The sequence below is a fragment of the Nocardia sp. NPDC004340 genome, assembly GCF_053602575.1.
Genome location: NZ_JBSGDW010000001.1, coordinates 287408 through 312533 on the forward strand (window position 1 = coordinate 287408; position 25126 = coordinate 312533).

Annotated in this window: 31 protein-coding genes; 6 read left to right on the forward strand and 25 right to left on the reverse strand. The window is 65.8% G+C overall.

Features of this window, described 5'->3' with window-relative positions:
• Nucleotides 1-11: 11 nt before the first annotated feature.
• From ACWEOI_RS01155 to ACWEOI_RS01170, 4 genes are all read right to left on the reverse strand, one after another.
• Entirely contained in the window at nt 12-500 is a 489-nt protein-coding gene (locus ACWEOI_RS01155) for a YbaB/EbfC family nucleoid-associated protein (protein ID WP_357089079.1), read from the reverse strand.
• 6 nt (nt 501-506) lie between these two features.
• The gene (locus ACWEOI_RS01160) at nt 507-821 is read right to left on the reverse strand and encodes a hypothetical protein (protein WP_452358643.1); all 315 of its coding nucleotides are present in this window, start codon (nt 819-821) and stop codon (nt 507-509) included.
• 110 nt (nt 822-931) lie between these two features.
• Complete coding sequence (locus ACWEOI_RS01165; protein ID WP_433670659.1) at nt 932-1726, reverse strand: ESX secretion-associated protein EspG; 795 nt, start codon at nt 1724-1726, stop codon at nt 932-934.
• Nucleotides 1723-3801, reverse strand: a complete 2079-nt coding sequence (locus ACWEOI_RS01170; RefSeq protein ID WP_452358644.1) for a hypothetical protein — start codon at nt 3799-3801, stop codon at nt 1723-1725. The genes ACWEOI_RS01165 and ACWEOI_RS01170 overlap by 4 nt, the downstream gene beginning before the upstream one ends.
• A 114-nt stretch (nt 3802-3915) precedes the next feature.
• Here ACWEOI_RS01170 and dtd point away from each other — a divergent pair, with 114 nt between their 5' ends.
• Nucleotides 3916-4359 (forward strand): D-aminoacyl-tRNA deacylase, encoded by a 444-nt coding sequence (dtd, locus tag ACWEOI_RS01175; protein WP_433670656.1) that lies wholly within the window; start codon nt 3916-3918, stop codon nt 4357-4359.
• 17 nt (nt 4360-4376) lie between these two features.
• Here dtd and ACWEOI_RS01180 read toward each other — a convergent pair whose 3' ends face one another.
• The 15 genes from ACWEOI_RS01180 to ACWEOI_RS01250 all read right to left on the reverse strand — a co-directional run bounded on the left by ACWEOI_RS01180 (nt 4377) and on the right by ACWEOI_RS01250 (nt 14604).
• On the reverse strand, nt 4377-5195 hold the full coding sequence (locus ACWEOI_RS01180; protein ID WP_452358645.1) for an SDR family oxidoreductase: 819 nt from the start codon (nt 5193-5195) through the stop codon (nt 4377-4379).
• A 73-nt stretch (nt 5196-5268) separates the two neighbouring features.
• Nucleotides 5269-5430 (reverse strand): hypothetical protein, encoded by a 162-nt coding sequence (locus tag ACWEOI_RS01185; RefSeq protein ID WP_433670654.1) that lies wholly within the window; start codon nt 5428-5430, stop codon nt 5269-5271.
• Nucleotides 5431-5531: 101 nt separating this feature from the next.
• The gene (locus ACWEOI_RS01190) at nt 5532-7034 is read right to left on the reverse strand and encodes a YncE family protein (protein ID WP_452358646.1); all 1503 of its coding nucleotides are present in this window, start codon (nt 7032-7034) and stop codon (nt 5532-5534) included.
• Nucleotides 7035-7142: 108 nt separating this feature from the next.
• Nucleotides 7143-7943, reverse strand: coding sequence for a type I methionyl aminopeptidase (map, locus tag ACWEOI_RS01195; protein ID WP_357089095.1), 801 nt, complete (start codon nt 7941-7943; stop codon nt 7143-7145).
• Complete coding sequence (locus tag ACWEOI_RS01200) at nt 7944-8489, reverse strand: adenylate kinase (RefSeq protein ID WP_433670652.1); 546 nt, start codon at nt 8487-8489, stop codon at nt 7944-7946.
• Nucleotides 8486-9805 (reverse strand): preprotein translocase subunit SecY, encoded by a 1320-nt coding sequence (gene secY, locus ACWEOI_RS01205; protein WP_357089100.1) that lies wholly within the window; start codon nt 9803-9805, stop codon nt 8486-8488. The genes ACWEOI_RS01200 and secY overlap by 4 nt, the downstream gene beginning before the upstream one ends.
• 153 nt (nt 9806-9958) lie before the next feature.
• A complete protein-coding gene (rplO, locus tag ACWEOI_RS01210) occupies nt 9959-10402 on the reverse strand; it encodes a 50S ribosomal protein L15 (RefSeq protein ID WP_357089102.1) in 444 nt (147 codons plus the stop codon).
• Between the two features lie 2 nt (nt 10403-10404).
• Nucleotides 10405-10584, reverse strand: coding sequence for a 50S ribosomal protein L30 (gene rpmD, locus ACWEOI_RS01215; RefSeq protein ID WP_040804320.1), 180 nt, complete (start codon nt 10582-10584; stop codon nt 10405-10407).
• A gap of 1 nt (nt 10585) precedes the next feature.
• Nucleotides 10586-11230 carry a 30S ribosomal protein S5 gene (rpsE, locus tag ACWEOI_RS01220; RefSeq protein ID WP_379277994.1) on the reverse strand — a complete coding sequence of 215 codons (645 nt, stop codon included), beginning with the start codon at nt 11228-11230 and terminating at the stop codon, nt 10586-10588.
• Nucleotides 11231-11261: 31 nt separating this feature from the next.
• Nucleotides 11262-11669, reverse strand: a complete 408-nt coding sequence (gene rplR / locus ACWEOI_RS01225) for a 50S ribosomal protein L18 (RefSeq protein WP_357089108.1) — start codon at nt 11667-11669, stop codon at nt 11262-11264.
• A 3-nt stretch (nt 11670-11672) separates the two neighbouring features.
• Nucleotides 11673-12212, reverse strand: a complete 540-nt coding sequence (gene rplF, locus ACWEOI_RS01230; RefSeq protein ID WP_357089111.1) for a 50S ribosomal protein L6 — start codon at nt 12210-12212, stop codon at nt 11673-11675.
• A 14-nt stretch (nt 12213-12226) separates the two neighbouring features.
• Nucleotides 12227-12625 (reverse strand): 30S ribosomal protein S8, encoded by a 399-nt coding sequence (gene rpsH / locus ACWEOI_RS01235; protein ID WP_213558035.1) that lies wholly within the window; start codon nt 12623-12625, stop codon nt 12227-12229.
• A gap of 231 nt (nt 12626-12856) precedes the next feature.
• A complete protein-coding gene (locus ACWEOI_RS01240) occupies nt 12857-13624 on the reverse strand; it encodes an LppU/SCO3897 family protein (RefSeq protein ID WP_452358647.1) in 768 nt (255 codons plus the stop codon).
• Nucleotides 13625-13733: 109 nt separating this feature from the next.
• Complete coding sequence (locus ACWEOI_RS01245) at nt 13734-14195, reverse strand: PPOX class F420-dependent oxidoreductase (RefSeq protein WP_452358648.1); 462 nt, start codon at nt 14193-14195, stop codon at nt 13734-13736.
• A 163-nt stretch (nt 14196-14358) separates the two neighbouring features.
• On the reverse strand, nt 14359-14604 hold the full coding sequence (locus ACWEOI_RS01250) for a hypothetical protein (RefSeq protein WP_379475986.1): 246 nt from the start codon (nt 14602-14604) through the stop codon (nt 14359-14361).
• A 255-nt stretch (nt 14605-14859) separates the two neighbouring features.
• Between ACWEOI_RS01250 and ACWEOI_RS01255 the strand changes: the two genes are divergently transcribed.
• Entirely contained in the window at nt 14860-16104 is a 1245-nt protein-coding gene (locus tag ACWEOI_RS01255) for a DUF2510 domain-containing protein (RefSeq protein ID WP_452358649.1), read from the forward strand.
• A 38-nt stretch (nt 16105-16142) separates the two neighbouring features.
• Here ACWEOI_RS01255 and ACWEOI_RS01260 read toward each other — a convergent pair whose 3' ends face one another.
• Entirely contained in the window at nt 16143-16895 is a 753-nt protein-coding gene (locus ACWEOI_RS01260) for a helix-turn-helix transcriptional regulator (protein ID WP_452358650.1), read from the reverse strand.
• A gap of 457 nt (nt 16896-17352) precedes the next feature.
• On the opposite strand from ACWEOI_RS01260, the gene ACWEOI_RS01265 reads away from it, so the two are divergent.
• Together ACWEOI_RS01265 and ACWEOI_RS01270 are read left to right on the forward strand one after the other, a co-directional pair.
• Nucleotides 17353-17826: a hypothetical protein gene (locus tag ACWEOI_RS01265; protein ID WP_452358651.1), complete on the forward strand. Its 474-nt coding sequence runs from the start codon at nt 17353-17355 to the stop codon at nt 17824-17826.
• Between the two features lie 92 nt (nt 17827-17918).
• Nucleotides 17919-18392, forward strand: coding sequence for an SRPBCC family protein (locus tag ACWEOI_RS01270; protein WP_452358652.1), 474 nt, complete (start codon nt 17919-17921; stop codon nt 18390-18392).
• 86 nt (nt 18393-18478) lie between these two features.
• Here ACWEOI_RS01270 and ACWEOI_RS01275 read toward each other — a convergent pair whose 3' ends face one another.
• Entirely contained in the window at nt 18479-19795 is a 1317-nt protein-coding gene (locus ACWEOI_RS01275) for an alpha/beta fold hydrolase (RefSeq protein ID WP_452358653.1), read from the reverse strand.
• Between the two features lie 700 nt (nt 19796-20495).
• On the opposite strand from ACWEOI_RS01275, the gene ACWEOI_RS01280 reads away from it, so the two are divergent.
• Nucleotides 20496-21104 carry a hypothetical protein gene (locus tag ACWEOI_RS01280; protein WP_433670639.1) on the forward strand — a complete coding sequence of 203 codons (609 nt, stop codon included), beginning with the start codon at nt 20496-20498 and terminating at the stop codon, nt 21102-21104.
• Nucleotides 21105-21252: 148 nt separating this feature from the next.
• On the opposite strand, the gene ACWEOI_RS01285 is transcribed toward ACWEOI_RS01280, so the two are convergent.
• Genes ACWEOI_RS01285 through rplN form a run of 4 tightly spaced genes read right to left on the reverse strand, consistent with a single transcriptional unit; the run spans nt 21253 to nt 22695 of the window.
• Nucleotides 21253-21438, reverse strand: coding sequence for a type Z 30S ribosomal protein S14 (locus ACWEOI_RS01285; RefSeq protein WP_029923637.1), 186 nt, complete (start codon nt 21436-21438; stop codon nt 21253-21255).
• 3 nt (nt 21439-21441) lie between these two features.
• A complete protein-coding gene (gene rplE, locus ACWEOI_RS01290; RefSeq protein ID WP_040855261.1) occupies nt 21442-22008 on the reverse strand; it encodes a 50S ribosomal protein L5 in 567 nt (188 codons plus the stop codon).
• A 1-nt stretch (nt 22009) separates the two neighbouring features.
• A complete protein-coding gene (rplX, locus tag ACWEOI_RS01295; protein WP_357089127.1) occupies nt 22010-22324 on the reverse strand; it encodes a 50S ribosomal protein L24 in 315 nt (104 codons plus the stop codon).
• Between the two features lie 2 nt (nt 22325-22326).
• Nucleotides 22327-22695: a 50S ribosomal protein L14 gene (rplN, locus tag ACWEOI_RS01300; RefSeq protein ID WP_033090674.1), complete on the reverse strand. Its 369-nt coding sequence runs from the start codon at nt 22693-22695 to the stop codon at nt 22327-22329.
• 301 nt (nt 22696-22996) lie between these two features.
• On the opposite strand from rplN, the gene ACWEOI_RS01305 reads away from it, so the two are divergent.
• Entirely contained in the window at nt 22997-25045 is a 2049-nt protein-coding gene (locus tag ACWEOI_RS01305) for a M13-type metalloendopeptidase (RefSeq protein ID WP_433670638.1), read from the forward strand.
• The last annotated feature ends 81 nt before the right edge of the window (nt 25046-25126 follow it).

The following is a 25126-nucleotide window of genomic DNA, read 5'->3' on the forward strand; positions in this document are numbered from 1 at the left end:
TAGGGGCGGTGTCACCATCCGGAATCGGTGGCCCCACCACGATTTCGCCGCGCGTCATCCGAATCCGGGTCCGCCGCACGACGTTCCGGCGCCTTGGGCGGCGCGGTCGACACCACCGGCGGTTCCGGGATCCGCAGCGCCTCCGACAGATCCGGCATGTCGGGCACCAGCTCCGACAGCCTGGGCAGCCGATTGCGGTTCTGCGACACCGGGGCCATGATCTCCCTGCTACGCCGCGCCACCTCGGCCGACGCCTGCTGCGCCGCCTCGGTCACCGCCTTGGCGATCTCCTGATAGTCGAGATCGTCGATGTCCGAGGCGAATTTGGTCTCGATCACCGTGCCATCGGCATTGACGGTGACCGTCACCCGCTTGCCGCGCACGCTCGCGGACGCGGTGATCGCCGCCCGCTGCTGCTGCAACCCGGTGATGGTGCGCATCTGATCGCGGAAGTCGTCGAGAATATCCGAGAAGTCGGCCTTGGCCCGTTCATTCACCATGATCGGTCACTCGAACCCGTCGCCGTTGCCGTGATCCATCTTCTTCAACTCCGCGGCGGCCTTCAGCTGGCCGTCCGAGAAGTTGCCGAAGGTCCCGGCCATATTGTCCGCGCCCTCCATGATGTTCTTGCGGCTGGCGAGATACCCCTGCTCACCATCGGCGAAGTTGCCGCCGAGCGTGTCGTTCCCCCAGGGCGTTCCCCGCCCGTCGGCCGCGGAAGTCAGTGTGCTCACGACTTTTTCGATGCCGTCGCGCACCTTGTCCGTCCGACCAGCCGCCTTGGTCAACAGATCCTCGTAAGCTTCCAGCCGACCGCTCATGGGAGGAAACCCTGTCAGGCGTTGGCAACCAGGTAGTAGCCGGAAGCTGAACGGCGAGTGCCGATTCCAGTGGGGCACGGCGGTGCGGAACCGCCGCGCCCCTACCCGAATCACACGAATTCGTCCTGTTCACCACGGGATTCCATATGCTCGAGAATCCGCGCGATGCTGATATCGATGTAACCCGCGAGCTTTCGGCCGTCCATACCGGTCGCGAACTTCGACTCCTGGTCGTGATCGATCACATAGCGTCCGTCGCCGGGCAGGTCCCGCCACTCCAGCCGCGACATGGCGACACCCCGCGGACCGTACTTCGACCGCGCCTGCAGGATTTGCATCCGCCCGGCCTGATCGGTCGGGCTCGACAGAAAACGCAGGCCGGGCGTCTCGACGGATTCCTCGAAGCTGTCGAAGGCCGAAGCACGCGGCGCCTCATAGGGATCCACGGCCACCTGCTCGTCCACGATCGGGATCGCGGGCGACCGGCCGCCCGGCACCTCCGGAAGCTGCGCCACCAACAGTTGTGCCAACTCCTCCGGCTCACACTCGATCAGCGTGACACCGGTACTGTGCTCGAGCGACTCACCGGGCTGCTGCACGAGCACACAGGCGCGGCGACCACGACGGACCCCGTGCACCCGCACATACGCCTCCGGGTTGTCGAGGTCCGCATCGTTCCAGCCGTACACCACCACCATCACCTCGGGGTTGGCGACCGCTTCGAACACCGGCCGGAAGGTCGAGTCGAGTCGTTGATCGAGCTCGTCCTCCGCCGCCCACAGCTGCCGGCGATATTCGTCGGCATCACTTGTCCGGCAGGTGTACACGAACGGCGCGGGCGTCGAACCCTCCCGATACCGATTGCACAGCACCTTGAACTCGAGGTCGGTGAACTGCCAGGTCATGGCTCGACCACCGCGGGCCCTTCAACGGCCGGCGCGGCCGGATGCGCGATCTCGCGGAAGAAGTCCACCACCTCGCGCACCGGGTCGGCACCGGCCGCGGACGCGGACGTGGCCACCGCGCCCTCGGCGGACCCTGCCGCCACACCGGCCTCCGGCATCACGAAACCGCTGTCGACACCAGCCCGCGGGCCGAACAGATTCGTCAGGCCCCCGAACGGATCCACCATCGCGTGACCCACCATCGGGGACGCAGCGGCACTGCCCATCCGAGCGGTGTCGCCGGGCAACCCGGCCGCGGGGGCGGCGGGCGCGGCAGGCGTGTCCGGGGTCAGACCGAGCAGGTGGGACAACTGCGACAGCTTCGCCGGGTCCTTCTCGATCGCCGCGAACGCGGAGGTCACCTTGTCCTCCGGCACACCCAGCAGATTCGCCAGCGTGGACATGTCGCTCGAGTGCACGGCGGCCTGCAACTGCTGGACCAATTGCGGCAACTGCTGCGAGAGCGTCGAGATGCCTTGGGTCATACCCGAAGCCAGCTGAGTCAGCGCACTGGTCAGCTGGGACGTGTCGGAGTTGCCCGAGCCGCTCGGTGAAGTGCCTTGTGGCGTATTCGTGTTGGGGTTGCCGCCGTTGCCACCGGAGCCGTTCGGGTTCGAACCGTTGGGGTTGTTCCCATTCGGATTCTGCTGATTCGGGTTCTGCTGGTTCGGCTTCTGCTGGTTGTTGTTGCCGTTCTTATCGTGCTTGTCGTTTTTGTTGTGTTGGTCGTTCTTCTTGTCGTGGTTGCCGTTCCCGCCACCCTGGTTGCCACCACCCTGGTTGCCACCACCGTGGTTGCCGCCGCCTTGATTGCCGCCGCCCTGGTTGCCGCCGCCTTGATTGCCGCCGCCCTGGTTGCCACCACCCTGGTGATCGCCCGGCTTGTCCCCCGGTTTGTCCCCAGGCTTATCTCCGGGCTTGTCCCCAGGCTTATCGCCGGTCTTGTCTCCCGGCTTATCGCCCGGGTTATCTCCGGGCTTATCCGCCGGTTTGTCCGCCGGCGGGTTGACGACCGGCCAAGGCCCATCAACCGTTCGCGGCGACGGCACGCCGGGCAGTGCGCCGGCGGTGTGATCGAGGCCCTGGCCGTAGTGCTGCTCGTAAAGGTCGCGCTTGTGCTCGAGACTCTGATCGCCGACCGCGCGATCCGGATCCGGAGGTGTCGGGCTCGTCGGCATCACATGTTTGGTCCACAGCATCCAGCGGCTGACGTACCTCATGACTTGGGCCGAGTAGTCGAGAGTGTCGATCATGGGCTGGAAGTCCTCGTAATAGCGCTGCACCGCACTCTGCGCTCCCGCGGCGCCCTCACCGTGCCACTCGCCCTGCAGACCCTGCACTTCGGTCTTGAAGTTGTTGAGCGAGGTCTCGACGCGCGACTTCAACAGCTTGTACAGCTCATACGCGTTGTTGTAGGGGTCCGGGGACAGCGAGGTGCCGAGCGAGTACAGCATCCCCCATTGCATGAAGTTCTTGGTCTCCGCCGTGACCGAGACGGGATCCTTGGCCTTGCCCTTGTCCCCGACCCAGTTCTTCAGCTTGTCCGGGTAGTTGTCCTCGGCGGAGTTCGAGCCCGCATAGGGCGACGACTTGTGGGGAATGTCGATCTTCACGTCTTTCGACTGGTCCTTGGCGGGACCGTCCGGCGCTTTGGTGTTCAGGCGGCCCAACACTTCCGCCGACAGGTGGTCGGTATTGACGTAGGCCCGGCCCGCGGCGTTGAACGTCTCGATCATGTCCCGCAGAATCGCGACGTGGGTGGTCATCGCGTCCGAGTAGTGCTCGCCCATCTTCCCGAGCGCCGCTGCCAGCTTGCGCCCCGAGTCGAGATTGCCGATGTTGCCGACATATTTGAGATTGCCGTCGATGATCCCCTGGTAGTACAGCAGCTCTTCGATCAGCTTCGCCGCGGCTTTCGCGCCCTTCTCGGCCGCGCCCGGCTCGAACTCCAGCTTGCCGGTACCAGCCTTCTCCCACAGGCTCGGAAAAGCCGTGTGGTCCTTGCCCTTGTACTTCTCACTGTTGTCAGGTGCCATCGTTAACTACTGTCCACTCCGCCTTTGCCCGCTGAAGGTTCCAGCACAGCCTACGTTCGTGAACTCGCCATGGCGCGCAATGAAATTCACGGTCGATCTGCCAGGATGGTTGCCGTGCGGATACTGGTGCAACGAGCGAGCGCGGCGCAGGTGACGGTGGACGGCGAGGTGGTCGGGCGGATCGAGCCCGCCGCGCACGGTGCGCCGCACGGACTCGTGGCGCTGGTGGGCGTGACGCACACCGATACCGAGGCCACGGCGAAGGCGCTGGCGGACAAGCTCTTCCGGCTGCGGATTCTCGAGGGCGAGAAGTCCGCGGCCGATCTGGGCGCACCGGTGCTGGTCATCAGCCAGTTCACGCTCTACGCCGACACCGCCAAGGGGCGGCGGCCGTCCTGGAATCAGGCCGCGCCCGGCGCGGTCGCCGAGCCACTCGTGGAGGTTTTCGCGACGGCGCTGCGCGAACTCGGCGCGACCGTCGCCACGGGTCGTTTCGGCGCGCACATGCACGTCGAACTCGTCAACGACGGTCCGGTCACGCTGTTGCTGGAAGGTTGACTTCGCGCTGACGTGGGTCAGCGGAGCCAGTGGGAAGTGATGCCCGCGACGATGGAGCCGTCCAGATCCGAGAGGCTGGAGGCGACGAAGGAGCGGGCGAAGTCCGATGTCTGCCAGCGGAAGACGATCGGGTAGGCGGTGAGGGCGGACATGACCACAGCGGCCACCTGGTCGGCGGTCTGGCCGGTGGAGTAGGCGCTGCGCGTGCGGTTCATGTAGGCCTCGAGGGCGGGGGCGTACGGGCCCGCCTCAGCGATCGCGGCGGCCGGGTCGATGTGCGCGTTGGCGACGAATTCTGTCGTCACCGCGCCTGGTTCGATGATGCTGACGCCGACGCCGACGGTGGCGGCCACCGGTTCCAGGCTCTGCATGAAGCCCTCGACGGCGAACTTCGCGGCACAGTAGGCCTCGTTGAAGGGCTGGCCGACCGCGCCGCCGACACTGGTCACCGTCACCACGTGGCCCTTGGTGGCGCGCAGGTGCGGCATGGCCGCCTGGGTGACCTCGACGACGCCGAAGTAGTTGACGTCCATGGCGCGCCGGATCTCCGACATCGGCAGATGCTCGATCGTGCCGAACACCGAGACGCCGGCGTTGTTGACGACGGCGTCCAAGCGGCCGTAATCGGCGACGACGCCGTCTATGCACTCGGTGATCGAGGCCGAGTCCGTCACGTCGAGTCGGCGCACGTCGGCGCCGGTTTCGAGTACCGGGCCCGCCTTGTCCGGGTTGCGGAGAGTCGCGACCGTTCGGTACCCGGCCCGGACCGCCGCCGCGGCGACCGCCAGTCCGATTCCGCTGGAGGTCCCGGTGATGAGAACAACCTTCTCGGCCATTGCCCCATAGAACCAGGACGCGCGCCCGGCCCTCGGACGCCACGCCCAAGCCTCGGGCCCGGCTGCCGGTAGCTCAGGATTCGCGGGCTGGGGTCACCAAGGCGGCGATCAGACCGATGGCCCCCAGGACCAGGATCACGCCGGGCCAGAGCCAGCTGGTGGTCAGCACCAGGGCCAGCACACCGAGCAACAGGGTGAAGGCCGCCAGGACCAGGCTGCGGACATCGCGGTTCATGGCGTCACTTCCCGGACTTGAAGGAATTCCCTTGGCAGACAGCGCGAATGGAGACGGTGGCGGCGTCCAGTTCCTCGTCCTTGACCCACGCGCCAGCCGGATTACTGCGGGGGTGGGACGAACATGACCATGCCGGCCACGAAGGCGTATACGGCTCGCGATCGCGGATCGACGGCCGAACCAACGAGCAACTTCATGCCCGTCTCGATGGAGGCGTCGCTCAGGCGACGTTCCGCGAGTTCGACGATCAGCAGCTGGTAGCCGTCCCGACCATTGTCGGCGACATACGCGACGTGCCGCACGGGATCCACGCCGATCGAACCGGATGCGCCCACCACCCGGAGGGTGGCCTCGACCGTCCGACTCACGGTGTCGGCGAGACGGATCGCGTCACTGCCGACCAGGACGAGCGTATTCGCGGTGAAATCCGCCGCGATCCCGACCAGACCGGCATCCGGGACGGTGATCTGTCCCGCGACCTGGTTCGATGCCAGGTCGACCACGATGACGCCGTTCTCGCTCCCTCGCACCTGGTCGTAGCGCGAACCCGCGACATAGGCGACCCGGGTAGCCGGATCGATCAGCACTTCCCCGGCGGCCGTCCCGAGCTCGAACGACGCGGCCACGGTCGCGGACCGCGGATCGATCACCGAAAGCGTCGCTGCCGCATTGACGTTCACCGTCTTCGGGTCCAGCTGGTACCCGAGGAACCGCTCATTCGTGACGTACACCAGGTGGGTGCCCGGATCGACCGCCACACCCCGCCCTTCCGAACCGGTCTCGATCGTGGCGACCACGCCGTTCGTCGTGGTGTCCACCACCCACAGCACGGCCCGGATCGCGGCATGCGCATGACCCCGATCGCCCTGCCCCGCGACGTACAGCCGGTGCAGCTCCGGATCGAGTGCGATCCCCACGATCTCGTCCTGGAAGGAAATCGTGCTGACCACGGTGTGATTCGCGGTATCGACCACCGCTACGGACTTGGCCATATCGTCCGCCACGTACAGCCGTCCGGCCGCGCTGTCGACCACCCCCTGCTTGGACCCTGCCTCCCGCCCTACCTGGACCGTGGGGTAGTCCGGCGCGGCCCGCCGGTCACCACCACCCATGGCGACCACGACTCCGACCGCCACCACAATGACCACCAGGACCGCGAAAATGATCAACGGGAGATTCGATCTCGAGTTCGGCCGACCCACCGGACACGTCGGCCCAGGACCCACGAACGGAACCGGCTGCGGCACTAACTGTTTCACACGCTGATCGGCGCACAGTGGCCGAAATGCCTGCTGTACCACCGGATTATGTGCGGCATACCCCGCGAGATACAGCGCATGGATGTCGTCCGGCGAGGTGATACCGGCGCCGCGCAGGACATCGACCGCGGCACTCACCACCGGCGGCAGGCCCGACTCCGTCAGATCCCCGGCGGAAACCGGTGGGAGCTCCCGAGAGTCGACCACCCGTGCCGAGCCATCCGCCGAGGCCGTCAGCAGCGCGACGGTCAACGCCGCCGAACCGAAGTCGATCACCGCGATCCGCGAACCCCCCGGGGCCGGAGCGATTCCGGTGGTCGGGCCGGACACATCGACACCCGTCAAGACAATCCCCTCCCCTGGACCACTGCGACCTCGATCGTAACCCGCGCAAACGACCGCACCCGCCTCGGCGAGGCCGAGGCGGGTGCGGAAGCGGATTGCGGCGGAGGGTTACTCCGGGCGCAGCGTGAGGATGCGGGGACCGTTCTCGGTCACCGCGACCGTGTGCTCCCAGTGAGCGGCGCGGGAGCCGTCATCGGTGACGACGGTCCAATGATCGTCCAGCTCATGGGTTTCCGTGGTGCCGAGGGTGAGCATGGGCTCGATGGCCAGGACCGAGCCGACACGCAGCTCGGGCCCCTTGCCGGGAGCGCCCTCGTTCGGCAGGAACGGGTCCATGTGCATCTCACGGCCGATGGCGTGGCCGCCGTAGCCGGAGACGATGCCGTACTTGCGGCCGTGCAGCTTCTCCGCGGCGTAGGTGCCCTGCTCGATGGCGTGCGAGACGTCCGAGAGCCGGTTGCCAGGGATCATGGCGGCGATGCCGGCCTCCATCGAGAGCTTGGTCGCCTCGCTGAGCAGGCGGTCCGCCTCGATGATGGTGCCGACGCCGAAGGTCCACGCCGAGTCGCCGTGCCAGCCGTCGAGGATGGCGCCGCAGTCGATGGAGACCAGATCGCCCTCGGACAGGATGTCGCCCTTGGACGGGATGCCGTGCACCACACGGTCGTTCACCGACGAGCAGATCGAGCCCGGGAAGCCGTGGTAGCCCTTGAACGACGGGATCGCATTGGCCTCGCGGATGACCTGCTCGGCCACCTCGTCCAGCTCCAGGGTCGAAACCCCGGGCTTGGCGGCGTCGCGCACCGCCACCAGCGCGCGGCCGACGATAGCGCCGGCCGCCGCCATGGCATCCAGTTCACCGGCGGTGCGGAAAGGCACCACCCGCTTGCTCTTACGGCCGAAGACCATTCAGCGACCCAGGGCCTTGAGCGCGTTCTCGTTGACCTCGGTGATCTCGCCGACGCCCTCGACCGACACGACCTGGCCGTCGTAGTGCACCAGCAGCGGCTCGGTCTCCTCGCGGTAGACGCGCATGCGGTTGCGGATGACCTCTTCGGTGTCGTCGCCGCGGCCACGGGCCAGCATGCGCTCGACCACCACGTCCTCGTCGACCACGAAGGACAGCACGGCGTCGAGCTCCTTGCCCATGCCCTTGAGCATCTTCTCCAGCGCCTCGGCCTGATCCACGGTGCGCGGGTAGCCGTCCAGGATGAAGCCGTTGACAGCGTCCGGCTCGGCGATCCGGGCCTCGACCATGCGGTTGGTCACGTCCGACGGCACCAGGTTGCCGGCGTCGATGTACCCCTGGGCTTCCTTGCCCAGCGCGGTCTGCTGGTCGATGTTCGTGCGAAACAGGGCTCCAGTGGAGATGTGCGGAACACCGAGCTTTTCCGACAACAGTTCGGCCTGGGTGCCTTTACCGGCGCCGGGCGGTCCGAGCAGTACGAGTCTCACTTCAGGAACCCTTCGTAGTTTCGGTTCATCAACTGGCTCTCGATTTGTTTCACGGTATCGAGGCCGACGCTCACAATGATCAGCACCGCGGTACCACCGAACGGCAGATTCGTCACGCCGCCGGAGGCTCCGATGCCGAGGAGCAAGTTCGGCAGAACAGCGACAGCACCGAGGTAGATGGAGCCGGGGAGGGTGATCCGGCTCAGGACATAGTTCAGGTAATCGGCGGTCGGCTTGCCCGGCCGGTAGCCCGGGATGAAGCCGCCGAACTTCTTCATCTCGTCCGCGCGCTCCTCCGGGTTGAAGGTGATCGCGACGTAGAAGTAGGTGAAGAACACGATCAGGGCGAAGTAGATCGCCACGTAGACCGGGTTGCTCGGGTTGACCAGATACTTCTGGATCAGCTCCTGCCACTTGGCCGGATTGCCCGTGCTCTTCTGGGTCAGCTGCGCCAGCAGGTTCGGCAGGTACAGCAGCGACGACGCGAAGATCACCGGGATGACACCCGCCTGGTTGACCTTCAACGGCAGATAGGTCGAGGAGCCGCCGTACATCTTCCGGCCGACCACACGCTTGGCGTACTGCACCGGAATCCGGCGCTGGCCCTGCTCGACGAAGATGACGCCGACGATGACCACCAGGGCGGCCGCGCAGACCAGGGCGAAGATGCCCACGCCGCGGCTGTCCCAGATCATCTTGCCCTCGGAGGGGATACGGGCGGCGATACCCGCGAAGATCAACAGCGACATACCGTTACCGATGCCGCGCTCGGTGATCTGCTCGCCGAACCACATGACCAGGGCCGCGCCCGCGGTCATGACCAGCACGATGATGATCATGCCGAAGATAGAGGTGTCGTCGAGAATGTCCTTGGGGCAGCCACGCAGCAGCTGACCGCGGGAGGCGAGCGCGACCAGACCGGTCGACTGCAGGATCGCCAGCGCCACGGACAGATAGCGCGTGTACTGGGTCATCTTGTTCTGACCCGCTTGACCCTCTTTTCGCAGTTCCTCGAACCGCGGGATCACGACGGTCAACAGCTGGATGATGATGCTGGCCGTGATGTACGGCATGATGCCGATCGCGAACACGGACAGCTGCAGCAGCGCGCCGCCGGAGAAGAGGTTGATCAGCTGGTAGATACCGGCGGAGTCACCGCCGTTGACCAGATTGACGCACTCTTGAACGTTCTTGTAACTGACGCCCGGCGAGGGCAGCGACGCACCGAGCCGGTAGAGCGCGATCAGTCCCAGCGTGAAGAGAATCTTCCGCCGTAAGTCCGGGGTCCGGAAAGCCGACACGAAGGCGGAAAGCACAGATCCTCCTGGCTAACGACATAGGTCAGGCCACGGAATCAGCGCAGAGTACGCCGAGATCCATGACGGTGTTGGCAGACAACACTTGAACTTTAACAGCGACACCGGGCGAGCTCGCGACTCGCCCGGTGCCATTGCTACTTCAGGTTACCGTCAGGCCAGCTCGGTGGCAGTGCCACCCGCTGCGGCGATCTTCTCCTTGGCGGAGCCGGAGAACTTGTCGGCCGAAACCTGCACGGCCACAGTGATTTCGCCCTCGCCGAGCACCTTCACGAGCTCGTTCTTGCGAACGAGGCCGTTGGCGACCAGCTCGGCCTTGCCGATGGTTCCGCCCTGAGGGAACACGCGGGCGATGTCACCGACGTTCACGACCTGGTACTCGGTGCGGAACGGGTTGGTGAAGCCCTTGAGCTTGGGCAGACGCATGTGAATCGGCATCTGACCGCCCTCGAAGCGGACGGGGACGTTCTTGCGAGCCTTCGTACCCTTGGTACCGCGGCCCGCGGTCTTACCCTTGGAACCCTCACCGCGACCCACACGGGTCTTCTCGGTCTTGGCACCCGGGGCAGGACGCAGGTGATGCAACTTGATGGTCATGCTTAGACCTCCTCAACTTCCACGAGGTGGCGCACGACGTTGATCAGGCCGCGGTTCTGCGCGTTGTCCTCACGCGTCACGGACTGGCGGATCTTGCGCAGCCCGAGGGTGCGCAGCGACTCGCGCTGATTCGCCTTGGCGCCGATGCTGGACTTGACCTGGGTCACTTTCAGCTGTGCCATATCAGACTCCCTGTCCCGCGCGCGCACGCAGCATGCCGGCCGGGGCCACGTCCTCGATCGGCAGACCACGACGGGCCGCGACCTCTTCGGGACGCTGCAGCATCTTCAGAGCCGCAACCGTGGCGTGCACGACGTTGATGGCGTTGTCGCTACCGAGCGACTTGGCCAGAACATCATGGATGCCGGCGCACTCCAGAACGGCACGGCACGCGCCACCGGCGATCACACCGGTACCGGGCGAAGCCGGACGCAGCATGACGACACCGGCAGCCGCCTCACCCTGAACCGGGTGGGTGACCGTGGAGCCGATCATCGGAACGCGGAAGAAGTTCTTGCGAGCCTCTTCGACACCCTTCTGGATGGCCGCGGGAACTTCCTTGGCCTTGCCGTAGCCGACGCCGACGAGACCGTTGCCGTCACCGACGATCACGAGGGCGGTGAAGCTGAAGCGACGACCACCCTTCACGACCTTGGAGACGCGGTTGATCGCGACGACGCGCTCGAGCTGGTTCTTCTCGGCGGCATTGTCCCGACGATTGTCGTCGCGACGGCCGCGACCGCCACCACGCTGATCGCGGTTGTCGCTGCCACTGTTCTGTCCGGCGGGACCGTTGCTTCCGCCGTCACGCCGCTGACGTCCCGGCATCAGACGTTCCCTTCGTTCGCAGTGTTGATCATCAGAACTTCAGCCCACCTTCACGGGCGGCGTCGGCGAGAGCCGCGATACGGCCGTGGTAGTCGTGACCACCACGGTCGAACACGACCGCCTCGACGCCGGCAGCCTTGGCGCGGGCGGCGATGAGCTCGCCGACCTTGGCGCCCTTGGCGGACTTGTCACCCTCGAGCGCACGCACATCGGCCTCGATGGTCGACGCGGCGGCAATGGTCTTGCCGGCGGAATCGTCGATCAGCTGGGCGTGCAGGTGGCGCGCGGAGCGGTTGACCACCAGGCGCGGACGCTCGGTGGTGCCGACGACCTTCTTGCGCAGACGGAAGTGACGACGCGTCTTCGACAGGCGGCGCGAGGTCGAGGCGTCCTTGCCGATCGGCTTACGAGCGGCCTTCTGCTTTTCGGTTTGTGCCATGGCTTACTTACCCGTCTTTCCGACCTTGCGGCGAACGACCTCGCCGGCGTAGCGGATGCCCTTGCCCTTGTACGGATCGGGCTTACGCAGGCCGTGGATCACCGCGGCGATCTGGCCGACCTTCTGCTTGTCGATGCCGGACACCGAGAACTTGGTCGGGGACTCCACCGCGAAGGTGATGCCCTCGGGGGCGTCGACCGGAACCGGGTGCGAGTAACCCAGGGCGAACTCGAGGTTCGAGCCCTTGGCCGCCACGCGGTAACCGACGCCGAAGATTTCCATCTTCTTCTCGTAACCCTTGGTGACGCCCTCGATCATGTTGCTGATCAGGGTGCGGGTCAGGCCGTGCAGCGAGCGGTTCTGACGCTCGTCGTTCGGACGAACGACCTCGAGCTCACCGGACTCCGCCTTGACGACGGTGATCGGCTCGGCGACAACGTGGGACAGGGTGCCCTTGGAACCCTTGACCGACACGTTCTGGCCGTCGATGGTCACCTCGACGCCGGCGGGAACCGGGATCGGCTTCTTACCGATACGCGACATTGTTCCTACCTCCCTTACCAGACGTAGGCGAGGACTTCGCCGCCCACGCCCTGCTGCTTGGCCTGACGGTCAGTGAGCAGACCGGAGGACGTGGAGATAATCGCCACGCCGAGGCCGCCGAGCACCTTGGGCAGGTTGGTGGACTTCGCGTAAACCCGGAGGCCCGGCTTCGACACGCGGCGCACACCCTGCAGGGAGCGCTCGCGGCTCGGGCCGTACTTCAGGTCGACGATCAGGTTCTTGCCGACGGGGGCGTCTTCGACGCGGAAGTCGGCGATGTAGCCCTCGCGCTTGAGGATCTCGGCGATGTTCACCTTGAGCTTCGAGTGCGGCGCCTTCACCTGATCGTGGTACGCCGAGTTGGCGTTGCGCAGACGAGTCAAGAAGTCTGCGATGGGATCAGTCATGGTCATGTGTTTGACCGGTACCTTTCTCGCCGCGGTTCCCATTCAGCACCGTCTGAGATCGGCGGTCGTGGGCCTACGACAATTCGGGGCGGTCCAGCCGGGAGTGCCCGACCGGATCAATCGCTTGCGCCCGGAGCAACGCCGCACGCGAGAGCGCGTGCGGACACAGCTGTGCCCGAGCAACCGGTCTAGTGTAGACAACCCCTGATCAGCGACCAAATCGAGGTCCGCGTCACATCAACGCGGCGACCCGAGGCAGTAGACCTTCGGCATGATCTCGCCGGCCTGTTGATAGGAGTAGCTCGCGATGGAGCCCGCGACGCGGTCGCAGAGGGATTTGTCGAGAACCGAGCTGAGGATCTTGTACTTCGCGTCCGACGCGGTGCAGCCGGTGATCTCGACGTCGTTGGCGCCGGTCTTCTTCAGGCAGTCGCCGACCTTGGCGTTGTCGATCGTGCGGGTCGCGTCGGAATCCTTTGCGATCAAACAGAATACGATGCCGGTCCCGAACGCCCCGATGCCCTTCTTGGCCTTGAGCAGGTAGCTGTAGGTGGTCTGCGTGCCCGCGACGTTCTTGCAGGCCGAATCCGTCATGAACTCCGAGCCGTCGGGACGGGCCAGGACGCGATAGACGGCGGTCACGTCGGTGCACGGCACCTTCTGCACAGCACCGCCCTTGGTGTCGGTGAGGCAATCACCCTTCTGCGCCGCGTTCGCCGCCCGAGCCGGATCAGCGCCCTTGATCCCGACGCAGATCGAGCCACTCCCCTTGTCCGTATATACGTACTCAGTTCCCGGCACATCCACACACCGGTTGTGCGGTTTGTCGCTACCCGCCCGCTCGAGCACCACGAACCCGGCGTCCGAGGACGAGCACGACACCTTGTCGAAGCCTTCGTCACCGGACTTCTTCAGACAGTCGCCCTGCGAGACATTGTTCGCCGAACCATCGATCAGCCCGCACCCACCGGTGCACAACGCCAACAACAACGCCGCCACGGCCACGATCCAGCGCATCCGGAACCCCACCCCCGATTGAAACCCGTCATTTCCGACGAATCGTCACGGTAGCGCGCCGGTGCCGCGACGGCCAATCCGCGCGGGCGCCAGCGGGTTACAGGACCCGGCCGTCGGGGAGGATGCCCGGACGGAAGGGTTCGACGCCGACGGTGCGGTGGATGCGGTCGGGCTGGATGAGGACCGCGACCCGCTGCTCGCCGTCGATCAGCCAGGGGAAGGTTGCTGCGTTCAGGTACTTCTGGGCCAGGCGGTCCATGATATGGACTGCTTCCTGGCCTTCGATGAATCCGACTGCGCGGCCATGGATCTCGATGCGATCGTAGGGCTGGCCGGGGTCGAAGCTGGACAGGGACAGGCGGGGGTCGCGGCGGAGGTTCTGTTCCTTGATGCGGCCCACGGACGTGTTCATCACGATGTGCTCTGTGCCGTCGACGGTTTCGAGGCCGACCCACATGGGGGTCAGCTGGGGAGAGCCGTCCTCGTTCAGGGTGCCGACGGTCCAGAACCGGGGCTCCTCGAGCCATTTGCGAACGTCCCCAACAACTTCGACCGTCATGTGTCATCCCTCCGTGCGAGCGAACCCGAGTGTAGGTCGCACACAGTCCGGCGGCGGCCTTCTTCGACAATCAGTTCGCATCGACATGTCCGCGGCGGAGACACTCACGTCAAGGGCGAAACCGGGCCGTGGCGAGCTGGCCGGCATCACTCGCAACAGAGGCTCACCGAGCCTGAAAGAGGCAGAACGCCTCCGAGGACGCGGCCGCGGACCCGGTGCCGCCCGTCTGACAAGGGCGGTTGGCGTCCTTGGTTTCCAGATACAGCTCGTAGTTGTAGTCGCCCGTGGCCGAATTCGGCGAGGTAGCGCTACACCTGTAGCCGAGCACGGAACCGCTCACCCGGGCCTTGCCGGCGCTCTCGCATGCCGCACGTGTGTGATACGACCCCGCGTCGACAGTGGCAGCCATGCCTGTCCCGGCAGCGAATCCAGTGGCGGCGATACCAGCCACAGCGAACCCGAGGAGACGCTTCACGAGGATTTCCTTTCGTTCCATGACGATTCGGCGACCGATTCGCCGACCCGCCGAAGGTATCTGCTCGATCGCGGATTCGAATCGGCAAGGCTATCGGTCATCGTTTTCGTTTCGGGCTGAACCGCGTAACGCTGGATTGCCGAACTCGAAGTACGAGCGACGGCGACGAGCGGAAGGCGGCAACAATCGATGGGTTTCTATCTGGGGAAGTCGCTGCGGGCCGGACCATTCCGGTTCAACCTGAGCACGGCCGGCGTCGGCGTCAGCGTGGGGGTGCCCGGATTTCGACTAGGGACGGGCCCTCGCGGCAACTATGTCTCGGTCGGCGCGGGCGGAATCAGGTATCGCACGTCGATCGGCGCGGGTACCGCCGGCACCCCAGGCCCAGCCGTATCCCCTTCCGGCGTCATGTCCCAGCGATCCGCCCCGCTGACCGATCTCTCCGGAGCGTCCGCAGAGTCCCTGGTACCCACCGGCGGAGACGACCTGGTGCGTCAGCTCGATATCGCGGCTCGCCGATGGCGCTGGTCGCTGATCGCGACCTTTATCGTCGTCATCGTCGGCCTGGCCACCTTTCCGTTCGGGCTGATTGCCGGCGCGGTAGCCCTACCGGCAATCTGGTGGCTGGCGCAATTCGACCAGGGCCGACGAAACGTGGTCGTGTTCTATGACGTCGAAGGCGCGTCAGCGACCTGGTTCGAATCGCTGGTTACTGACGCCCAGGCAATGGCCCAGGCGCAGAAGCTCTGGCGGCTCCAGACGAGCCGACAGCTCACCGGGAATCATCAGCGGAAGACCAATGCGCTGGCCGGCAGCCTCGTCCAACGCTCGTCACTAACGCTGACCTTCACACAGCCGAAACACCTCATCACCAATGTGGTTGTCCCCACCCTGACCTGTGGACGTGATGCGCTGTACCTACTGCCGGACCGCGTACTCGTCCGCAGCGGAAGCGCGTTCAGTGACATCGCCTATTCCCGCCTCTGCCTGAACTGGTCGGCATCCCGATTCATCGAGAACAGCGCCCCTCCACGAGACGCCCGTCAGGTCGATACCCGCTGGCAGTACTCCAACCTCAACGGCGGACCTGACCGGCGCTTCAAAAACAATCGCCGACTCCCGGTGATGCTGTACGACGAGCTGTCGCTGACAACCCAGGAAGGGCTGAGCTGGATTCTCCAGTCGTCCAAGCCGGATTCGGCTCGGCAGCTGGGCAATACGCTCGAGCGGTCACCAGTGCTCACTGTGATCGACTCGCCAGCAACGTCTTTCATGCATACTCCCGTCGCGTCTCGACCCGCCCCCACGGCACCCACACCGCCCGGGCGCGCCGCACCCCTGCCGAATTGGTTCCCAGATCCAGCGAATACTCAACTCCTTCGCTGGTGGGATGGTCGCGGCTGGACGGAGCACACCCAGCCGGTTCAGCGCTGACACCGCATCGACAGCAGATCGACCGACGAGAGGAGTTATCAGGACGCGGAGTCGGTGGGGAAGCACATGGCGAGCCAGCCGGAGGCGGCGGGGATCAGGGATTCGCGCCAGAGCGTCATGGTCGCGGTGGACGGGGTCCAGACTCGGCGGTCGCTCTCGGGGCGGCGGACGTAGACATCGCCGGTGGCCCAGAATCGGCGGAAATCGGGGTGGCGAACGGACAATTCGCGGACGATGTCAGCGGTGACGCCGATGTCGTCGGTGGCTCCGAGGCCGGGCGCGGCGACGTAGTAGTGGCGCAGGATGCCGACCATGTACGCGGCCTCGGTCTGCCAGTCGGGCAGCACCATCCGGGACCGGGGGTCCCCGAACAGCCAGTGGGCGATGCTGGGCGCCTCAGCGATACCGGCCAGGAGCCGACGGTATTGATCGTTCGCGGCGGCGACGCCCCAATTCACCACCCAGGCAGCGGGAATCGAGGTGAGCTGGTCGAGCAGCGCCGACATGTCGGCGGCGGAGGCGGCCCCGCCGAGCGCGAAACCGGGGCGACCGCCCAGGGCGCGCAGATGCTCGCGCTCATGTTCGTTGTCGCAGACGGCGTCCGCGAGTGCCGACAGCGCGCGGTCCCCCACGCTGACCTTGTCGCCCTGCTCGAGCTTCTGCACGGTACCGATACCGAGGTGGGCGTGCTGTGCGAACTCACGCTGCGTCCAGCCGCGGCGCAACCGCATGCGCTTCACGAACGCCGCCAAAGTCGGCATTTCGACGTCGACCTCATTGTCGAAGTGCATGTGTGAACCCTTTGCGGCCGTGCGAGATCGAGGTCCCCCACATTGGGGGTAGAGCGCACGACGCTACCACCAGGTTGGGATAGCTCCTGATCTTGCTCCTGGGATCGGCCGATTGACAGGATTGACCCTCGGTGGCGCCCTGGCCGTCATTGGAGGGGAGGGTCAGGTCGTCTCCGAATTGTGCGGGTCAACGGGGACCTGAACGCCGCAGGCCCCCCATCGGGACGAATCCCGGTGGGAGGCTTGCGGTCGAGTCTCGGGCAGATCGAAAGTAGCCGCACCGACACCCGATTCGAATCGGCCGGGCAATCGGTCATCAGGGGCCGGTGTCGGCCGGAATCGATCAGCGACCGTCCAGCACTGCTAGGCTCCCCCGTCTGACGATGGGGGAGGGGACCGGCTCATGCCCGGAAAGAGTGGGACGCCAACCGATAGACCGCGCAAGCGCTCACTTCGAGTGTCATATCTGCTACCGGCGACGGTGGCGGCCGCGCTGGTTTCGAGCGGGTGCGTCGCCGCCCCCTCCGAACGGGCGGCCCCGAGCACCTCCCTGCCACCGACCGCCCTGGCAACCCTGCGGCCGACGACCACCACACCAGCGCCGACCACCACGGTCCCGCCGACCACCACCCTGGCCCCGACCACCACCGACGTGGACACCGAACCGACCGATGTGGCGATCTGCGTGGATCCGGAAACCAACGTCCGAGTCGACGATGACCTGTGCGACACCGACGAGGACACGTATTCACGCTTCTGGCTACATCATTCCTCGGCGCTGATCTATCCCGCCGTCGGCGCGGTCGTGGGCCTGACACTGGGCAGCTTCATCCGGCCCACCGCCGGCCGCGTCCTCGACCGCGGCGTCCCCACCTCCGGCGGCCGGGTGTTGCGCGGCGGATTCGGCGGCCATCTCCCCGGTGGCAGCTGAAGCGATTAATTCGTGTGGCTCGCGTCGTCCAATCTTTCGAGGCCGCACCGACGCGGCCCGGGATCGAGAAACTCGGGAGACAGGACAAGACGATGAGTAACCCGGAAACCACCTTCACCGCCGAGCCCGACAGCCATGTGGCGACCACAGTCGCCCTGATCGACGCGCCCAAGGCCGCCGTGTACCGCGCCTACACCGAAGCGGACCTGATGGTGCGCTGGTGGGGGCCGCGCGAGCTCACCAGCAAAGTCGAGCGGTTCGAGCCGGTGACCGGCGGATCGTGGCACATCGTGCATGTCGATCCCGCGGGCAACGAGTACGGATTCCGCGGCGTCTACCACGAGGTCGGCGCCGACCGGATCGTGAACACCTTCGAGTTCGACGGCACGCCCGGACACGTGTGCCTGGAATCGGTCACCTTCGAGGAAGAGGACGGCAAGACGCGGGTGACGTCGCTGTCGGTGTTCCAGTCCATCGCGGATCGGGACGGCATGGCGGCCTCGGGGATGGCGGAATTCGCGCCGATCGGGATGGCGCAGCTGCAGGAGGTAGCCGCCGGCCTGTGACCGCCTGCGGCACAACGCCGACCCCCACCGGGAGACTTATCTCGATGGGGGCCGCGAATCGTGCTGTATGGCCCGGATATACGTGCCTACTCGAGTGGTGTGGTGGGCGCGCAGGTGCGGTCTTCCGCCGGGAAGGTTCCATCGCCGAAGTAGCGGTTGGTGGTGTCGAGGATGCAGGTGCTCAGACCCGGGCGCAGCACCATGTGGATCCTGGTGTCGGTCAAGGTGATCAAGCGCGACCCCGACATCTGCTGGTGGAGTGCTACGGCATGGGGGTAGGGCGTCCGGTTGTCGCCGGTGGCCTGCAGGATCAGTGCGGGCACGGGATTGTCGACCACGGTGGGCGGTTCCGGGGGCGGCGACCAGAATGCGCAGGGTTGAATATTGTTGGCCAGTGCGGCGAAGATCGGCTGGCTCGGACGCGCCGCCTGGATCGCGTTCCAGTACCAGGCGGGGTCGGCGGGCATCGGCGCGTCCGCACACCAGATCTGCACCATGACCGAATCTTCCCCCTGCTTCTCGGCCTCGATCTGCTGGTGCAGCTGTGGGGGCACCTGCGGCGTGCGTCCGTCGGCCGCGTCGGCGACGGCCCGTACCGATGACGCCAGAGCCTCGTTCAATCGCGCGTCCCGCAACATCGTCCACAGCAGGTTCGGCAGGAGATGATCGTCGAAACCGAAGCCCTCGACCACGATCGGCGACAGTGACGCACGGTCGATCAGGTCCTCGACTCCACGCCGTACCGCGGTCGCGGAGTCGCCGAGGTGGTACTGCTGGTCACGCGCGGCGACCCAGTCGGCCCAGTCGTCGAAGGCCGCTTCCACCGCAGGCCCCCAGTCCTGCTGCAACCCCAGCCAGTAGCGCCGCGGATCGATGACACTGTCGAGCACCATGCGATCGGATCGGTCGGGGAACAGCTGGGCGTAGACCGCACCCAGGTAGGTCCCATATGACACGCCGTAATAGCTGATGCGGTCCTCACTCAACGCGGCACGGATCACGTCCATGTCGCGGGCGGTGTTGCGAGTGCTGAGCTGCCGCATCCAATCCCGATCGCCCACCAGGCAATCGGCGGCCAGCTGTGCCTGCAGGACTGTTTCGGCGACGAATCCGGGGAACCCGACACCGGCCGAGCGGATCGAGCTGGCGACCGGCCATCCGCACCGCTGGTGCCGCCCGGAACGGGCGACTCCCCGCGGGTCGAATCCGATCAGGTCGTAGTGGCTCAGCACATCCGGTTCGAGAACATCACCGACGAGATCGAACGCATCGAGCCCCGGCGTGCCCGGTCCGCCCGAGTTGGTCAGCAGCACACCGCGACGGTGTGCCACGTCGCGGGCCGGGATCCGCGAGACGACAATGGTGATGCTCGGCCCGTCCGGCCTGCCGTAATCGAGTGGCACGGTGACATCCGTACAGGCCGCGCCCTCCGCCGTCAGGGCCGCATCCTCGCAGGTACGCCAGTCGAGATGTTGCTGATGAAAGCGCGCCAACGGATCTCCCGGTTCAGCGCCCGCGACACCCGAAGCAGGGGCCACCGTGACCGCGAGTACGGCGACGATCACCGTCGCGACAACACCCCACACATCATTCAGCGAACTTCGGGGGCGACGCTCAGGGGACGTGATCGCGTACGGATCTCCAACACCCACGAGGACAAGACCTTTCAGCAAGTCGAGATCGAATCGCACCGGGAGCCACCGCCAACCACCCAGCCGCGCGTAAATCAGTCCGGGTCAACCGCAAATCTGGGCAATTCCGGGAAACCCGCGGAATTCCGCGTCTCGGCCACGTATTTCGCGGTGGGTTGGCGAACCGAGTGTAGCGTCCGATCACTGGATGGCCGGCCAGGCGAAAAGTCGCGCCGAAACCGGTACCACCCACATCCGAAACCCTGCCCGCAACCGCCCTTTTCGGATAAATCGTCACATTTAGTGCGGCCAGGCGCGGCAACAACCAAATCCGGGCAGTTCAGTATTTCCGGACATCGCTGGCGATTAGGGTGCCCCACTCTGTGTGGCGTACCGCACACCGGTGAATTCGATGCCTAAGGTCTGGTGCGGTCCGCCCCATCAGGGGCAGCTGAGTGGAGGGATTCGAAGAGTGAAGTTCGAGAAGATCACCGCCGTCGTCTTCATGGCCATCTCGGCCGTGGGTATTACCGCGGCAACCGCCCATGCGGAGCCGGCCGTCGCCGAGCAGCCGGCTGCGGCGGACGTCATTTCCGGTGTGGATCATGAAATCGGGTACCAGATCACCATTTCGCCAGTCGACAAGGTCATCACGACCACCGTTCAGAATGGCAAGTTCGAGATGGCGCGAAACGGCGCGGTGGTGCTCGAGTCCGGCAATGGAGCGGTGATGACCGAAATGCCGCAACGGTTCGCCGTCGACGGGCGTTCGATTCCGCTCGTGCAGCACATCGCTGCGGACGGCCGCACCTTGACGCTGACACCGACCCCGACGGCGGAAGACACTGCGCAACTGAAGAACATCAGCTCCTACGACCGCCTGAAGGAACAGATCGACAAAAACCTGCCCGGCGTCGCCGCCGGCGCCATTGTGGGCGGCCTCCTCGGGGCGTGCGTGTTCCTGTTGTGGGGCCTCACCATTCCCGTGGGTGCGCTGATCGGCGCGACCATCGGCGGATACGTGACAGGCGGCCCGGAGTTCCTCGACGCCGTAACGGCGTGGGTCACCGCCCAGCCGTGAAACCGGCAGGTGAGTAAGGGCCAACTGGTCGGGGTCGAGGAGCAGCTGCGAGAAATCGGGTTTGACGACAATGCCGAAGGCCCCCACCGGGACGAATCTCGGTGGGGGCCTTCGGGTGTGGAGTTGTCAGCTCACGAGGAGCTTCGGCTCACCAGGACGACTTGTGGACGCCCGGGAGCTCGCCGCGGTGGGCCATCTCGCGCAGGCACACGCGGCACAGGCCGAACTTGCGGTACACAGCGTGCGGACGACCGCAGCGCTGGCAGCGGGTGTAGGCACGCACCGCGAACTTCGGCTTGGCGTTGGCCTTGTTGATCAGAGCCTTCTTAGCCATGGATCAGTTCTCCTTGAACGGGAAGCCGAGGGCCTTCAGCAGGGCGCGGCCTTCTTCGTTGTTGGTCGCGGTGGTCACCACGGTGATGTCCATACCACGCGGACGGTCGATCTTGTCGACGTCGATCTCGTGGAACATCGACTGCTCGGAGAGACCGAAGGTGTAGTTGCCGTGGCCGTCGAACTGCTTCGGCGAGAGACCGCGGAAGTCGCGGATACGCGGAAGAGCGATCGAGATCAGACGGTCCAGGAACTCCCACATGCGGTCGCCGCGCAGGGTGACCTTCGCGCCGATCGGCATGCCCTCACGCAGCTTGAACTGCGCGATGGACTTGGTGGCCTTGCGGATCTCGGGCTTCTGGCCGGTGATCAGGGTGAGGTCGGCGACCGCACCGTTGATCAGCTTCGCGTCACGGGCGGCGTCACCGACACCCATGTTCACGACGACCTTCACGACGCCCGGGATCTGCATCACGTTGGCGTAGTTGAACTCGTTGTTCAGGGCCGGCTTGATTTCCTCGCGGTAGCGGGTCTTCAGGCGGGGCTGAACCTTGTTCTCGGTAGAAGTCATCTCAGATGTCCTTCCCGTTGCGACGGGAGATGCGGACCCGCTTGCCGTTCTCATCGGTGCGGTAGCCCACGCGGGTCGGCTTGCCGTCGGAGTCGACGACCATCACGTTGGAGGCCTGGATCGGCGCTTCCTGGGTGACGATGCCGCCCGAGCTGGCGCCACGCTGGTTCGCGGAATCCGCGACGTGCTTCTTGATGCGGTTCACGCCCTCGACGAGGACCTTGCCGGTCGCCGGGAAGGCCTGGATGACCTTGCCCTTGGCGCCCTTGTCCTTGCCCGAGATCACGATGACCGTGTCGCCCTTGTGCACCTTCATGGTTACAGCACCTCCGGGGCCAGCGAGACGATCTTCATGAAGCGCTTCTCACGCAGCTCACGGCCGACCGGGCCGAAGATGCGGGTGCCACGCGGATCGTTGTCCGCCTTGATGAGCACCGCGGCGTTCTCGTCGAACTTGATGTACGAGCCATCCGGGCGACGACGCTCCTTGACGGTGCGCACGACGACGGCCTTGACGACCTCGCCCTTCTTGACGTTGCCGCCGGGGATGGCGTCCTTGACAGTGGCGACGATGATGTCACCGATGCCGGCATAGCGACGCGACGAACCACCGAGAACGCGGATGCAGAGGATCTCCTTGGCACCCGTGTTGTCGGCGACGCGCAGTCGCGACTCTTGCTGAATCACTTCAGCTCCTCCTAGACCTGGACGAAATGCACGCCGGATTGCCGACCCGACGGGCATGGTCAGTTGCCCCTCAACGCGCGCCTGCCAGCGGTTTTTCACCAAACTGGGAGAACAACCACTGTGGGTTCGCGGCCGAAGTGCGGGCATAGCTCCCGCAGGCAACCGGAACAGTTTAGCGAAGGCCCAGGTCGTACCCAAATCAGGGGGTTCGGCGCGGATTCAGGGGTTCCTCAGCCGGGTCCACTAGCGTCGGCTCGAGCAACGTATGAGCAATCCGATTATCCGGTAGAGGAGATTCGCGTTGACTTCCGAGCGTCCGGCTCTCGACCGCCGTGGCTTCCTGATCGCGCTGGGGCTGGTGCCCGCCGCGGCCGTGCTGGCCTCCTGCGACAAGAACGATGCCCCAGCCACGAAACCGACGTCGCTGATCGGCCCCGACCTGGCCGGATCGGATCCGACGATCCGGCCGCAGGACGACCTGTACCGGTTCATCAACGGGAAATGGCTGCGTGAGTACCAGCTGCCGCCGGACAAGTCGTCCTTCGGCACCTTCGACGAGGTGCAGGAACGGGTGGAGCAGCAGCTCAAGGAGATCATCGAGGGGATCAGCGACCCGAAGGGCGGATCCGACGCGCAGCGGATCCGCGATCTCTACGACGGCCGCATGGACAAGGATGTCATCGAGCAGCTCGGCATCACGCCGCTCAACGATCTGTTCGAGCAGATCGACCGGGCCGCGACCAAGGCCGACCTCGCCAAGGTGATGGGCTCGCTGCCCGGCGTCGGACTGATCGGGATCGGAGTGGGACCCGACCCGAAGGACTCCAACGCCTATCTGGCCGGGGTCTCGCAGGCGGGTCTCGGGCTGGACGAGCAGTACTACCGCAAGCCCGAGAACGCGGACAAGCTCGCCAAGTACCGGACCTACATGCAGCGCATCGCGGCCGGCGCCGGGTTCGCCGACCCCACCGCCCTGGCCGACCGGGTGGTCGACCTGGAGCAGCGGATCGCCGGATTCCATTGGGACAATGTGAAACTGCGCGACACCGACGCCACCTACAACCTGAAGACGTGGGCCGACCTGACCGCGCTGGGGCCCCAATTCGATTGGGACCCTTGGCTGGCGGGCACCACCGACCGGCCCAAGGACCTGTTCGGCAAGGTCAATGTGGGCGAGCCGTCGTTCATCACGGGCGCGGCGCAACTGTGGGCCCAGGTCGACATCCCCGCCTGGCGCGAATATCTGAAGCTGGGGCTGGTGCGCGGCTTCGCCACCTATCTGCCCAAGGCCATCGCCGACCCGAACTTCGACTTCTTCGGCCGGGAGATGGCGGGCCTGCAGCAGCGGCCCGACCTGTGGAAGTCCGCGGTGTCCACGGTGAACGGGGCGGTCGGCGAGGCGCTCGGAAAACTGTACGTGGACAAGCACTTCCCGCCCGAGGCCAAGAAGCGGGCGCTGGAGATGGTCGGCGATGTGCGCGCGGCCTATCGGGACAACTTCAAGAATTCGACCTGGATGTCGCCGCCCACCCGGGCGGCGGCCATCGCCAAGCTGGAGAAGATCGACGCCAAGATCGGCTACCCGGACAAGTGGGAGGACTACGGCAAGCTCACCATCACCCGCGGCCGGTTGATCGAATCCCTGCGCGCCTCCGCGGCCTTCGACGCCAACCGCATGTTCGACCGGCTGGGGACGCCTGTGGACAAGTCGGAGTGGAGCATGCCGCCGCAGACGGTGAACGCCTACTACAACCCCAGCGCCAACGAGATCGTCTTCCCCGCGGCGTTCCTGCAGCCGCCGTTCTTCGACCCGAACGCCGCGCCCGCGGTGAACTACGGCGCGGGCGGCGCGGTCATCGGCCACGAGATCGGGCACGGCTTCGACGATCAGGGCGCGAAGTTCGACGGGGACGGCAACCTGAAGGACTGGTGGACCCCGCAGGACAAGGCCGCCTTCCAGGCCAAGACCGAGCAGCTCATCGCGCAGTACAACACGCTGGTGCCCGAGGGTCTGCCCGCCGATCAGCATGTGAACGGGGCGCTCACCGTCGGCGAGAACCTGGCCGACCTGCGCGGACTGGAGATCTCGCTGGCCGCGTACCGCATGGTGCAGCAGCGTGCCGGGACCGCGACGCCCGACTACAAGCCGATGTTCGAATCCTGGGGCCGCACCTGGCGGACCAAGATGACCGACCAAGCGCTGGAACAGCAGCTCGCCGATGATCCGCACTCGCCCGCGGAATTCCGGTGCAACCAGGTGGTGCGCAATCTCGGCGAGTTCTACGCGACCTACGACGTGAAGGAAGGCGACAAGGCGTACCTGCCGCCGGACCAGCGCGTCACCCTCTGAGCGATCAGCCCGCGCGATCGGGAGGCTCGCGACACCCCGCGCGGGGCCGCCTTCCCCGGTAGCCTCGCGTCGGTAATGCAG

Bases quoted from the DNA above. Each gene is read 5' to 3' on its own strand.
- rplO (WP_357089102.1), bottom strand. From the start codon at position 10,402: ATGACCATCAAGTTGCATCACCTGCGTCCTGCCCCGGGTGCCAAGACC.
- rplX (WP_357089127.1), bottom strand. From the start codon at position 22,324: ATGAAGGTGCACAAGGGCGACACGGTCATCGTGATCTCGGGCAAGGAC.
- rpsH (WP_213558035.1), bottom strand. From the start codon at position 12,625: ATGACCATGACTGATCCCATCGCAGACTTCTTGACTCGTCTGCGCAAC.
- ACWEOI_RS01255 (WP_452358649.1), top strand. From the start codon at position 14,860: ATGGGTTTCTATCTGGGGAAGTCGCTGCGGGCCGGACCATTCCGGTTC.
- ACWEOI_RS01260 (WP_452358650.1), bottom strand. From the start codon at position 16,895: ATGCACTTCGACAATGAGGTCGACGTCGAAATGCCGACTTTGGCGGCG.
- ACWEOI_RS01270 (WP_452358652.1), top strand. From the start codon at position 17,919: ATGAGTAACCCGGAAACCACCTTCACCGCCGAGCCCGACAGCCATGTG.
- ACWEOI_RS01155 (WP_357089079.1), bottom strand. From the start codon at position 500: ATGGTGAATGAACGGGCCAAGGCCGACTTCTCGGATATTCTCGACGAC.
- ACWEOI_RS01180 (WP_452358645.1), bottom strand. From the start codon at position 5,195: ATGGCCGAGAAGGTTGTTCTCATCACCGGGACCTCCAGCGGAATCGGA.
- rpmD (WP_040804320.1), bottom strand. From the start codon at position 10,584: ATGGCACAGCTGAAAGTGACCCAGGTCAAGTCCAGCATCGGCGCCAAG.
- ACWEOI_RS01285 (WP_029923637.1), bottom strand. From the start codon at position 21,438: ATGGCTAAGAAGGCTCTGATCAACAAGGCCAACGCCAAGCCGAAGTTC.
- ACWEOI_RS01250 (WP_379475986.1), bottom strand. From the start codon at position 14,604: ATGGCTGCCACTGTCGACGCGGGGTCGTATCACACACGTGCGGCATGC.
- ACWEOI_RS01170 (WP_452358644.1), bottom strand. From the start codon at position 3,801: ATGGCACCTGACAACAGTGAGAAGTACAAGGGCAAGGACCACACGGCT.
- rplR (WP_357089108.1), bottom strand. From the start codon at position 11,669: ATGGCACAAACCGAAAAGCAGAAGGCCGCTCGTAAGCCGATCGGCAAG.
- rplE (WP_040855261.1), bottom strand. From the start codon at position 22,008: ATGACTTCTACCGAGAACAAGGTTCAGCCCCGCCTGAAGACCCGCTAC.
- ACWEOI_RS01185 (WP_433670654.1), bottom strand. From the start codon at position 5,430: ATGAACCGCGATGTCCGCAGCCTGGTCCTGGCGGCCTTCACCCTGTTG.
- rpsE (WP_379277994.1), bottom strand. From the start codon at position 11,230: ATGCCGGGACGTCAGCGGCGTGACGGCGGAAGCAACGGTCCCGCCGGA.
- rplF (WP_357089111.1), bottom strand. From the start codon at position 12,212: ATGTCGCGTATCGGTAAGAAGCCGATCCCGGTTCCCGCCGGCGTCGAG.
- map (WP_357089095.1), bottom strand. From the start codon at position 7,943: ATGGTCTTCGGCCGTAAGAGCAAGCGGGTGGTGCCTTTCCGCACCGCC.
- ACWEOI_RS01165 (WP_433670659.1), bottom strand. From the start codon at position 1,726: ATGACCTGGCAGTTCACCGACCTCGAGTTCAAGGTGCTGTGCAATCGG.
- ACWEOI_RS01245 (WP_452358648.1), bottom strand. From the start codon at position 14,195: ATGACGGTCGAAGTTGTTGGGGACGTTCGCAAATGGCTCGAGGAGCCC.
- ACWEOI_RS01160 (WP_452358643.1), bottom strand. From the start codon at position 821: ATGAGCGGTCGGCTGGAAGCTTACGAGGATCTGTTGACCAAGGCGGCT.